11 protein-coding genes are annotated in these 10,671 nt (G+C 68.0%); 4 read left to right on the plus strand and 7 right to left on the minus strand.

The window, feature by feature from the left end; translation table 11 throughout:
- Positions 1-119 precede the first annotated feature (119 nt).
- On the plus strand, positions 120-1,406 hold the full coding sequence (locus OM960_RS08515) for an acetylornithine deacetylase/succinyl-diaminopimelate desuccinylase family protein (RefSeq protein ID WP_264771667.1): 1,287 nt from the start codon (positions 120-122) through the stop codon (positions 1,404-1,406).
- Positions 1,407-1,536: 130 nt separating this feature from the next.
- Here the strand turns inward: OM960_RS08515 and panC are convergent, their stop codons facing one another.
- Together panC and panB are read right to left on the minus strand one after the other, a co-directional pair.
- Positions 1,537-2,379, minus strand: coding sequence for a pantoate--beta-alanine ligase (panC, locus tag OM960_RS08520; protein ID WP_264771668.1), 843 nt, complete (start codon positions 2,377-2,379; stop codon positions 1,537-1,539).
- Positions 2,376-3,203, minus strand: coding sequence for a 3-methyl-2-oxobutanoate hydroxymethyltransferase (gene panB, locus OM960_RS08525; RefSeq protein WP_264771669.1), 828 nt, complete (start codon positions 3,201-3,203; stop codon positions 2,376-2,378). Before panB ends, panC begins: the two co-directional genes overlap by 4 nt.
- 165 nt (positions 3,204-3,368) lie before the next feature.
- Between panB and OM960_RS08530 the strand changes: the two genes are divergently transcribed.
- Complete coding sequence (locus OM960_RS08530) at positions 3,369-4,841, plus strand: ABC transporter substrate-binding protein (protein ID WP_264771670.1); 1,473 nt, start codon at positions 3,369-3,371, stop codon at positions 4,839-4,841.
- A 113-nt stretch (positions 4,842-4,954) separates the two neighbouring features.
- Positions 4,955-5,296 carry a cupin domain-containing protein gene (locus OM960_RS08535; RefSeq protein ID WP_264771671.1) on the plus strand — a complete coding sequence of 114 codons (342 nt, stop codon included), beginning with the start codon at positions 4,955-4,957 and terminating at the stop codon, positions 5,294-5,296.
- Between the two features lie 14 nt (positions 5,297-5,310).
- On the opposite strand, the gene OM960_RS08540 is transcribed toward OM960_RS08535, so the two are convergent.
- From OM960_RS08540 to OM960_RS08560, 5 genes are all read right to left on the minus strand, one after another.
- On the minus strand, positions 5,311-6,117 hold the full coding sequence (locus tag OM960_RS08540; protein ID WP_264771672.1) for a L,D-transpeptidase: 807 nt from the start codon (positions 6,115-6,117) through the stop codon (positions 5,311-5,313).
- Between the two features lie 134 nt (positions 6,118-6,251).
- Entirely contained in the window at positions 6,252-6,785 is a 534-nt protein-coding gene (locus OM960_RS08545; RefSeq protein ID WP_264771673.1) for an HD domain-containing protein, read from the minus strand.
- Between the two features lie 141 nt (positions 6,786-6,926).
- A complete protein-coding gene (locus OM960_RS08550) occupies positions 6,927-8,132 on the minus strand; it encodes an aminopeptidase P family protein (RefSeq protein WP_264771674.1) in 1,206 nt (401 codons plus the stop codon).
- Positions 8,133-8,432: 300 nt separating this feature from the next.
- Positions 8,433-8,864, minus strand: coding sequence for a YybH family protein (locus tag OM960_RS08555; RefSeq protein WP_264771675.1), 432 nt, complete (start codon positions 8,862-8,864; stop codon positions 8,433-8,435).
- 67 nt (positions 8,865-8,931) lie between these two features.
- Positions 8,932-9,564, minus strand: coding sequence for a sulfotransferase family protein (locus tag OM960_RS08560; RefSeq protein WP_264771676.1), 633 nt, complete (start codon positions 9,562-9,564; stop codon positions 8,932-8,934).
- Positions 9,565-9,677: 113 nt separating this feature from the next.
- Here OM960_RS08560 and OM960_RS08565 point away from each other — a divergent pair, with 113 nt between their 5' ends.
- Positions 9,678-10,634, plus strand: a complete 957-nt coding sequence (locus OM960_RS08565) for a LysR family transcriptional regulator (RefSeq protein ID WP_264771677.1) — start codon at positions 9,678-9,680, stop codon at positions 10,632-10,634.
- Positions 10,635-10,671: the final 37 nt, after the last annotated feature.

The following is a 10,671-nucleotide window of genomic DNA, read 5'->3' on the forward strand; positions in this document are numbered from 1 at the left end:
GTTGTCATCCCCCGGTTGTCGAAATCTTATCGCAAAAAGCTTGCCCCCCGTCATCCCGCAATCGCCGCCAACGCTTTTACCGTTGCGACCGAGGCGTGCGCGCGTTTAGCCTTCGCGCCATGACCGCCGCCCTCGAGACCCGCATCGCCGCCGAGATCGCGGCCCGCCGCGAGGCGCTGATCGCCCTCACGCAGGACCTGATCCGCATCCCGACGCTCAACCCGCCGGGGCGGAACTACCGCGCGATCTGCGACTACCTCGCCGCGCGTCTCGAAGCCGCGGGCTTCACGGTCGAACTGATCCGCGCCGAGGGCGCGCTCGGCGACAGCGACGTCCATCCGCGCTGGAACCTCGTCGCGCGGACCGAGGGCACGCGCCCAGGCGACTGCGTGCATTTCAACTCGCACCACGACGTCGTCGAGGTCGGCCACGGCTGGAGCCGCGACCCGTTCGGGGCCGAGATCGAGGACGGCCGCATCTACGGCCGCGGCGCCTGCGACATGAAGGGCGGCCTCGCCGCCAGCGTGATCGCCGCCGAGGCCTTCCTCGCCGCCTGCCCCGATTTCGCCGGCGCGATCGAGATCAGCGCCACGGCGGACGAGGAATCGGGCGGCTTCGGCGGCGTCGCCTACCTTGCCGAACAGGGCCGCTTCGACCCCGAACGCGTCCAGCACGTCATCATCCCAGAGCCCCTGCACAAGGACCGGATCTGCCTCGGCCACAGGGGCGTCTGGTGGGCCGAGATCGAGACGAAGGGCCGCATCGCCCACGGCTCGATGCCCTTCCTCGGCGACTGCGCGGTGCGCCACATGGGCGCGGTCCTCGCCGAGATGGAGGCGACGCTCTTTCCGCTCCTCGCCACCAGGCGCACCGACATGCCGGTGGTCCCCGAGGGCGCGAAACAGTCGACGCTCAACATCAACGCGATCCACGGCGGCGCGGCGGAACCTGACGACGATTACACCGGCCTGCCCGCGCCCTGCGTCCCCGACCGCTGCCGCATCACCATCGACCGGCGCTACCTGATCGAGGAGGATCTTTCGGAGGTGAAGCGCGAGGTCACCGGGATGCTCGAGCGGATCAAGACGGCGCGGCCCTCCTTCGACTACGAGATCCGCGACCTCTTCGACGTGCGCCCGACGATGACCGACCGCGACGCGCCGATTGTCCGCACCACCGCCGCCGCGATCGAGAAGGTCCTGGGCCGAGAGGCGGCTTTCGTCGTCTCTCCCGGCACCTATGACCAGAAGCACATCGACCGGATCGGCCGGCTGAAGAACTGCATCGCCTACGGGCCCGGCGTCCTCGACCTCGCGCACCAGCCCGACGAATGGGTCGGCATCGCCGACATGGAGGACAGCGCCCGGGTAATGGCGCTGGTCCTCGCCGAGCTCCTCGCCGCCTGAATCCGCCACCGGCTTCTTCGTTGCGAAAATACCCCGGGGGTCGTCCATTGGTGCGCCATTGGTTCGAGAACCAACGGACGACGGGGCAGCGCCCCCGCCGGGTCCGGGGCGTCAGCCCCGGAAACCCGTCTCAGGGCGCGACGGCGATATTGTCGATGAGCCGCACCGGCCCGAGCCAGGCCGCCGCCAGAAGCCGCGCCGGCCGGTCGAGACGGTCGAGCGGCGCGAGCCCCTCGGCCTCGCGCAGCTCGAGATACTCGACCTCGGCGAAACCGGCCGCCACGACCGCGTCCCGCGCGGTCGCGAGCGCGGCCGGAACCGGCGCGCCGCCCCGGATCGCCGCCGCCGCCGCCGCCATCGCATTATGGAGCGCCGGCGCGACCGCGCGTTCCTCGGCAGAAAGACGCAGGTTGCGCGACGACATCGCGAGCCCGTCCGCCTCGCGCCGGGTCGCGCAGCCGGTGATCGTGGCGGGGATGTTGAGGTCGCGCACGAGGCGGCGCACGATCTGCAGCTGCTGCCAGTCCTTCTCGCCGAAATAGGCCCGGTCGGCCCCGGTCATCATCAGGAGCTTGGTCACCACCGTCGCCACGCCGTCGAAATGGCCGGGCCGGAAGGTGCCCTCCAGATCGGTGCTGAGGCCCGACACGCCGACCGTGGTGGCGAAGCCATCGGGATAAACCACTTCGGGCGCGGGCGCGAACAGGAGGTCGACGCCCGCCTCCATCAGCATCGCCGCGTCGCGGTCCTCGGTGCGGGGATACTTGGCCAGGTCCTCGGCATTGTTGAACTGCATCGGGTTGACGAAGACGGTCGCGATCACCCGGTCGGTGCCCGCCTTCGCTGCGGCGACGAGGCTCAGATGCCCCTCATGCAGCGCCCCCATCGTTGGCACCACGCCGACGCTCTGACCCGCCCGCTTCCAGCCCGCGACCACGCTGCGCAGGCCCTTGACGTCACGCAGGGTTCTCATTTGCGCACGGGCTCCTCGCCGAAGACGTGTTCGGGCGCCGGGAAGGTCCGCGCCCGCACCTCGGCCGCATAGGCGGCGATGGCGCGGTCGGCCTCCTGCCCGAGCTCGGCATAGCGCTTGACGAACTTCGGCCGGAACGCGGTGAAGAGGCCGAGCATGTCGTCGACCACCAGCACCTGGCCGTCGCAATCGGCCGAGGCGCCGATGCCGATCGTCGGCACCGCGACCGCCCCGGTGATCTCGCGCGCGAGCGCGTCCGGCACTTTTTCCAGCACGACCGCGAAGGCCCCGGCCTCGACCACGGCGGCCGCGTCGCGGCGGATGCGGTCGGCGTCCTCGCCCCGGCCCTGCACCCGGTAGCCGCCGAGCGTGTTCACCGCCTGCGGCGTCAGCCCGACATGACCCATGACCGGGATGCCGCGCCGGGTCAGGAACGCGATGGTCCCGGCCATGTGCTCGCCGCCCTCAAGCTTCACCGCCGCCGCGCCGGTCTCGGACATGAGCCGCGCGGCATTGCGGAACGCCTGATCGGGGCTCTCCTCGTAGGACCCGAACGGCATGTCGATGACCATCATCGCGCGCGACAGCCCGCGCGCCACCGCCTGGCCGTGGAGCACCATCATCTCCATCGTCACATGAAGCGTCGAGGGCAGGCCGTGGAGCACCATGCCGACGCTGTCGCCAACGAGAACGATGTCGCAATGCGGATCGACGAGCCGCGCCACCGGCGTCGTGTAGGCGGTCAGAACGACCAGCGGCGTGCCGCCCTTGCGGGCGCGGATATCGGGCGGAACCGGCCGCCGTATCTCGGTCGTGGCGCTCATCCGTCCATCCTCCCTTCCTGTCGCTGGTTCTTTTTAGCTGCACCGCAGCATCGTTTCCAGCTTTCTCTTCGATCGCCCGCCCCGCGCTTGATCGGAATGGGAAACCGGCCAAAGATACTGCCAAAGAACCGGCCGCGCCATGCGGATCACACGGGAGGAGAGAAGATGCTCGACCGGCTGATGAGGAGCGCCGCCGCGCTCGCGCTGATGGGTGGCGCCGCACTCGCGGCAGAGGACTCGATCACGATCGGCATGGTGCTGGAGCCGCCCGGGCTCGACCCGACGGCAGGCGCCGCGGCGGCGATCGACGAGGTGGTCTATGCCAATGTCTTCGAGGGGCTCACCCGCTTCGGCCCGGACGGATCGGTGCGGCCCGCCCTGGCCGAAAGCTGGGACGTGGCCGAGGACGGCAAGGTCTACACATTCCATCTGCGGACCGGCGTGACCTTCCACGACGGCACGGCGATGGACGGCGAGGACGTGAAGTTCTCGCTCGACCGCGCCCGGGCCGAGGACAGCGCCAATGCGCAAAAGGCGCTCTTCGCCGGGATCGAAAGCGTCGAAGTTACGGACCCGCAGACCGTGAAGGTCACGCTGACCGCGCCGGACGGCAACTTCCCCTTCAACATGGCCTGGGGCGACGCGGTGATCGTCGCGCCGGAAACGATCGCCGATGCGGCGACACATCCGGTCGGCACCGGCCCCTTCCGTTTCACGGGCTGGACCCAGGGCGACCGGGTGGAGATCGAGCGCAACCCCGACTACTGGGGTGAACCCGTGGCGATTACGAAGGCCACCTTCCGCTTCATCTCCGACCCGACGGCGGCCTTCGCCGCGATGATGGCGGGCGATGTCGACGCCTTCCCGAACTTCCCCGCGCCGGAGACGCTCGCCCAGCTCGCCGCCGATCCGCGCTTCAAGGTCATCGTCGGCTCCACCGAGGGCGAGACGATCCTTGCCATGAACAACAGGCAGCCGCCCTTGGACGACGTGCGCGTGCGCGAGGCGATCGCCCATGCGATCAACCGGCAGGAGATCATCGACGGTGCGATGTTCGGCTATGGCACGCCGATCGGGACGCATTTCGCGCCGCACAATCCCGACTATGTCGACCTGACATCGATTTCGGCCTACGACCCGGAGAAGTCGAAGACGCTTCTCGCCGAGGCAGGTGTCGCGGACCTCAAGCTCCGCCTCGCCCTGCCGCCGCCGACCTACGCGCGCCGTGGCGGCGAGATCGTCGCGGCCCAGCTCGCCGCGGTGGGGATCCAGACCGAGATCACCAATGTCGAATGGGCGCAGTGGCTGGAACAGGTCTTCAAGGGCAAGGATTTCGACCTCACCATCGTCAGCCATACCGAGCCCGCCGACATCAACATCTACGCACGGCCCGATTACTACTTCCAGTACGCGAGGCCGGACTTCGTCGCGCTGATGGACCGGCTCACGCTCACGACCGATACAAGCGACCGCTCGGCGATCCTGAAGGAAGCGCAGGAGATGATCGCCAGGGACCATGTCAACGGCTATCTCTTCCAGCTCGCCAAGACCGGCGTCGCGGACGCGAGGATCGAGGGCCTGTGGGAAAACTCGCCCACCCAGGCCAACGACCTCACGGCGGTGCGCTGGACCGAGTGAGCGGGGTGCCCGCCTGCTCACCGTGACGGGCGCGCGCGACAGAAGCCGTTTGACAAAGGCAGGCGGAACCGGGAGAGAAATCCACAGGTTTCCAACAGCGACAGGATGCTCCGATGCCCAATTTCCTCCGCCTCACCGCCTCGGCCGCCGAACCCGAATACGACGCCCCGCCCGCCGACAAGCTGATCTCGGGCGACCCGCAATTCACCACCTGGAACGTCGAGGACCGCGACGGGCTCTATTGCGGCATCTGGCAGGCGACGCCGGGCAAGTGGCGCATCGCCTATGAGGAGTGGGAATATGTCCATATCCTCGAGGGACGTTCTGTGATCACCGCCGATGACGGGACCGAGCACCACCTCGCGGCCGGCGACAGCTTCATCCTGCGCCCGGGCTTCACCGGCACCTGGGAAGTGCTGGAGACGCTCCGGAAGGAATACGTCATCCTGTCCTGACCGCTTGCGGCCGGTCAGGATCCGATGTCGATCCCGACCGGCAGAACCGCGGTCGCACCGTAGATCGTCTCGGGCGAGACGATCGTCGGCGGCAGCTCGCGCCCGCGCGGGCTGTAGCCGGGGCCGACGAGCCGGAGCGAGTCCTCGTAGGTCCGCACGTTCACCGTGGTCGGGACCGACACCCGGTTGTAGAGGTCGATGATGTCCTGGTTGAAGAGCCGGATGCAGCCGGCCGACCCGGAATTGCCGATCGAGCCGAGGTCGTTGGTTCCGTGGATCCGGAAATGGGTGTCGCGCTTGCCACGGTAAAGGTAGAGCGCCCGCGCGCCGAGCGGGCTGGCAAGCCCCCCCGGCACTCCATTACGGAACGCGCCATAAACCTCGGGCTGGGTGCGGAGCATGTTCGCCGTCGGCTGCCAGCCCGGCCATTCCTTCTTCTGGCGGACGACCGTCGTTCCCTTCATGCTGAGGCCGGCCCGGCCGACCGCGATCGGGTAGCGCCAGGCGGTGCCGTCGCTCAGGATGTAGTAGAGGAACTTGGCGTGGGGATCGATCTCGATCGTTCCCGGCGCCTCGCGGCCCTCGTAGTAGACGAGCTGCCGGCGGTTCGGCCAGTCGAGGTAGCGCGGCGGCACCGGCGGCAGCAGGTAACCGTTGTCCGGCAGCGCCTCGTAGCCTTCGACCGGGGTGAAGCCGTAGTTCCGGCTGCCGTCGCCCGAGGCCTCAGAAAAGACCTCGTCCGAGCTACTGGCACAGGCCGACAGAATGGTGCTCCCCGCAAGCGCCAGGAACGAGCGGCGGGTCGGAATGAAATCTCGCATCAGGTATCCAATATCGCGTTTCTTGGCCTAACCCTAACATCGAAAACGGCTTTTGCAAAAGCCCGTTGATCCGCAGGCCAGCGACCCGTGTCCGTTCGGCGCCACCGCTCCGGCACCGGGCGCGCTGCCCTTGTTCACGAACCGAAGGTCCGGCGTGCCGCCGCGACGGCCGCGAGGAACTCGACCTGCGCGGCCTCCGGCGCCTCCGGCAGCGCCGCCACGACGGCTTCGGCCCAGTCGACATAGGCGCAGCAGCGGTCTAGGCTCCAGCCCACGGGCCGCGAGGCCGCGACGGAGCGGACGTTCGAAGTCTTGTCGCCGAGCTTCACCAGCGCCGCGCGCGGCGACTTCGATGCGGCATGGACGATCTGCAGCCGCTTGCGCTCGGCCTTCGCCAGCGCCTTGTCATCGGTCAGCTCGGCGACGACCGCAGCCACCGCCGCACCGAAGACCCGCGCGATGTCGCGCGCTGTCACGCCGTCGCAATCCTCGACGGTATCGTGCAGCCAGGCCGCGGCGAGCGCGATCTCGTCGCCGCCGTGACGCCGCACGAAGCCCGCGACCTCCTCGAGATTAATGACATAGGGCTCGGACGAGGCGCCCTTGCGGGTCTGGCCCGCGTGGGCCTGCCGGGCGAAAGCCTCGGCACGGGTAATCAGATCGGGCAAGAATACCTCCTGGAGTCGACGCAGGCCGCCATCGCACCATCGGTGCGGTGCGCAAGAGCGTTGCGATGAAAGGAAAAGGTGGCGCACCGTCGCCGGCCGCCACCTTCCACTCTAACCCGTCGCGTCACGCCGTCAAGCGGCTCAGCCGACGACGTTGAACTCCGGCCCGTATGGATACTTGGTGATATCCTCGTTGCCATCCTCGGTGATGACGAGGATGTCGTGCTCGCGGTAGCCGCCGGCACCGGGCTGGCCCTCGCCGATCGTGAGCATCGGCTCCATCGAGATCACCATGCCGGGTTCCAGCACCGTATCGATGTCCTCGCGCAGTTCCAGCCCCGCCTCGCGGCCGTAGTAGTGCGAGAGTACGCCGAAGGAATGGCCGTAACCGAAGGTGCGGTACTGCAGCAGCTGGCGCTCCTCGAAGAAGTCGTTGATCTTCGCGGTGACCTCGGCGCAGGAGACGCCGGGCTTCAGAAGGCTCATCCCGTATTCGTGGGCGGCGACGTTGGCCTCCCAGATCTTTAGGCTGGCCGGGTCCACCTCGCGCACGAACATCGTGCGCTCGAGCGCGGTGTAATAGCCCGAGATCATCGGGAAGGTGTTGAGCGAGAGGATGTCGCCGACCTGAAGCTCGCGCGCGGTGACCGGGTTATGCGCGCCGTCGGTGTTCATCCCCGACTGGAACCAGACCCAGGTGTCGCGGTATTCGGCCTCCGGAAACCGCTTGGCGATCTCCAGCTCCATCGCGTCGCGCCCGGCCATCGCCACGTCGATCTCGCGCGCGCCGGCCTTCACCGCCTCGCGGATCGCGAAGCCGCCGACATCGGCGACATTGGCGCCATGCTTGATCAGCGCGATCTCGGCGGCGGACTTGTGCATCCGCTGCTTCATCGTCGCCGGCGCGATATCGACGAGTTTCGCGGGCGCGAGGAACGCCTTCAGCTTCTCGGACTGCAGGAGCGTCAGGTGATCGCCCTCGTAGCCGATGGCCTTGCCCGGCCCCGTCACCGACAGGATCGCGCGCCAGTAGTTGTCGCGCTGCCAGTCGGTATAGGTGATGTTGTCGCCATGGCAGCGCCGCCAGGGCTGCGCGGCGTCGATCCCCGCGCTGATCGTCACGTCCTCGGTCGCCGTGACGACGAGCGCGTAGGGCCGCCCGAAAGAGCAGTAAAGGAACCCGGAATAATAGGCGATGTTGTGCATCGAGGTGAGCACGACCGCATCGACGCCTTGCGCATCCATGATCGCGCGGAGCCCGCCGAGGCGCGCGTCGTATTCCGACGCGGCGAAGGGCAGGGTCTTCTCGCCCTGGTGGAAGCGGTATTGCTGGGGACGTTCCGTCATTTCTACAGACCTCACTTGATGGGGTCCGGACCTCAGGCACAGGAACCCCGAAAGGTCCCGGCGTACAGGACTGCGGCGGATCGCTCCGCAAGCGGCGGGGCAGATGCCCCTGTGGCGACGCCATCGCCACGGCTCGCTCGCCTTCTAGCGCAACCGTCCCGCCCCCGGCTAGCCGAAAAACGACATTGCGTCCCCCGGGCGACCGCTCCTCCTTCTTCATTGCAGAAGTATCCCGGGGGTCGTCCATTGGTTCGAGAGCCAATGGACGACGGGCAGCGCCCCCGGCCGCCTGCCGCTAGCTCACCCTCCGGCCTTCAACTTATCCAGCACGTCGAGGAGTGCCGGCGAGAGATCGGTGTGGTGGTGGACGATCTTCCATACCCCGCCCTCGCGGCGGTAGACATTCGTCACCCGGTGCTCGATCTCCGCCGCGTGCCCGGCAAGTGTCACCCTGCCCTTCTCCACCCCGGTCTCGACCGCCATGTCGCCGCCAAGCTCGATCTTCTGGTCGAGCAGCGCGACCTCACCCCCCGTGGCCGCCTTCGCGACCGCGCCGAAGGAGGCCACGACATCAGCATGGCCGAGATTGCGGCCACCGATCGGATGCTGCGCGGACGCCCCCTCGCTCGCCGACCAGACATCGGCCATCGGGCCGTTGTCGCCATTGGCCATCGCGTTCAATGCCGCGTAGAACCGTTCCGAAGCGGCGCGGACATCGCTTTCACTGGACATTCTCGATCCTCCCTTTCCAGAAGTCGCGGGACCAGCCCGCTCGTTGCCGTTCCTTCGCTATGGCGCCTCATGCCTCGACTTCGAGGCCCGCCTTCAAGGCGCTGAAGAACTCCTCCCTTGCGTTGGTGCGCGGATAGGGCTCGCCCGGAACCTCGGAGCCGAGGTAGGCGCAAAGCGGCGACCAGCCCTCGGACGCGGCGAAACTCAATCCGCGGCCCTCCTTCTCAAGCCGGCGCACCGCCTCCACGTTCTCGCGATAGGCCGCGAGGATGCCGTCGCGGTCGGTCCGTCCGGCCAAGGCCTTGCCGATCACCACCGCCTCGACCATCTCGAACCAGGGCTTGGCGTGATCGGGCCAGGAAGCCCGGTCGGTCAAGACCGGCAGGATCGTCTGTGAGAAGCTCTCGTACCAGCGTTCGGGATCGCGCGCCGAGAGGACGACCTTCGCCTCCGGAAACGCCTGGTGGATCTCGCGCCAGTAGGCGGCGGCGGGGAAATCGACCGCGGCGCCGAACCCCGAAAAGATCGCGCCGAAATCCGGCCGCCCGTTCACCACCTCGGTCCAGAGCGCGACCTGCGCCGGATTGCCGATCACCTCGGCCATGTGATGGCAGGGATCGAAGCCGAGCTGTTCGAGCGCGAGCTTCAGGGAATAGGTGCCCGTGCGGCCGAACCCCGCACCGATGATTTTGAGTGCCATGTGCGCGTCCCTCCATTATGAATGAAACTGACGATGCGCGTCGAATGATCGGTTTTCACGCGAAATCCTGCGCCAGTAGCCCTAAATAATCCAACGAAACGATTTCATGCGTCATGAATGAAATTAATCTCAACCACGTGGACCTGAACCTCCTGGTCGTGTTCGAGGTCCTGATGGAGACCCGCAGCGTCACCGTCGCGGCCGACAGGCTCGGCAAGACCCAGTCCGCGATCAGCCATGCGCTCGCGCGCCTGCGCCAGCAGCTCGGCGATCCGCTGCTGGTGAAGGTCGGCGGCCGCATGCATCCGAGCCCCTATGCCGAGGTGCTGATCGAGGATGTCCGGCCGATCCTGCGCGGCATCCGGCGGGTGATCGCGCCCCGCGACCTCTTCGATCCCGCGACCAGCGACAGGGTGTTCCGCATCGCGATCCCGACGCTCACCCGGCTGATCGCCGAGGTGTCGGCACGGGTGGCGCGCGAGGCGCCGCATGTCCGAATCGAGTGGCTGCCGCCGCATCACGACGTCTACGCCGCCCTCAGCGAGGGGCTCATCGACCTTGCCCATCTCGGCGGCACGCCGCGCCTGCCCGACGGCCTGAACGAACAGGTGGTGGAGCCCTTTTCCTGGGTGACCTTCGCGCGGCAGGATCATCCGGCCGTCCGGAACTGGGGGCTCGACGCCTGGCGCCGCTATCCGCACCTAATGGTCAATGTCACCCGCGCGGCCCAGAGCCCCTTCGCCGAGGCCGCCGGGGGCCCGGTCGGCGGGCGCCGGGTCACCGCGCTCATCGGCGACTCGGCCGGGGTCGCCTCGATCCTCGCCCAGTCGGATTTCCTCGCGACCTTCCCCGCGATGCTGCTCGCCTGGGACATGGAGGCGCACGGCCTCCGCGCGCTGCGCCCGCCGGTCACGCTCGACCCGGTGCCGGTCCGTTTCTTCTGGAGCGCGCGGCTTGCCAATGACGCCGCCGGCAGCTGGATCCGCTCGGTGGTGATCGAGGCCTACCGATGCCTGCAAGCGGAAGCCGAGACGAAGCTCGCGGTAAACCGCCTGGTCGCGCCAGCGTAATCCGGCTCTGGACCGGATCGGCGCCACCCCCTAGCCT

It is taken from the genome of Defluviimonas salinarum (assembly GCF_026013545.1).
Classification (GTDB): domain Bacteria; phylum Pseudomonadota; class Alphaproteobacteria; order Rhodobacterales; family Rhodobacteraceae; genus Albidovulum; species Albidovulum salinarum.

Excerpts from the sequence above, each read along its gene's own strand:
- OM960_RS08550 (WP_264771674.1), bottom strand. The coding sequence starts at position 8,132 with ATGACGGAACGTCCCCAGCAATACCGCTTCCACCAGGGCGAGAAGACC.
- OM960_RS08560 (WP_264771676.1), bottom strand. The coding sequence starts at position 9,564 with ATGGCACTCAAAATCATCGGTGCGGGGTTCGGCCGCACGGGCACCTAT.
- OM960_RS08540 (WP_264771672.1), bottom strand. The coding sequence starts at position 6,117 with ATGCGAGATTTCATTCCGACCCGCCGCTCGTTCCTGGCGCTTGCGGGG.
- OM960_RS08535 (WP_264771671.1), top strand. The coding sequence starts at position 4,955 with ATGCCCAATTTCCTCCGCCTCACCGCCTCGGCCGCCGAACCCGAATAC.
- OM960_RS08515 (WP_264771667.1), top strand. The coding sequence starts at position 120 with ATGACCGCCGCCCTCGAGACCCGCATCGCCGCCGAGATCGCGGCCCGC.
- OM960_RS08555 (WP_264771675.1), bottom strand. The coding sequence starts at position 8,864 with ATGTCCAGTGAAAGCGATGTCCGCGCCGCTTCGGAACGGTTCTACGCG.
- OM960_RS08530 (WP_264771670.1), top strand. The coding sequence starts at position 3,369 with ATGCTCGACCGGCTGATGAGGAGCGCCGCCGCGCTCGCGCTGATGGGT.
- OM960_RS08565 (WP_264771677.1), top strand. The coding sequence starts at position 9,678 with ATGAATGAAATTAATCTCAACCACGTGGACCTGAACCTCCTGGTCGTG.
- panC (WP_264771668.1), bottom strand. The coding sequence starts at position 2,379 with ATGAGAACCCTGCGTGACGTCAAGGGCCTGCGCAGCGTGGTCGCGGGC.
- panB (WP_264771669.1), bottom strand. The coding sequence starts at position 3,203 with ATGAGCGCCACGACCGAGATACGGCGGCCGGTTCCGCCCGATATCCGC.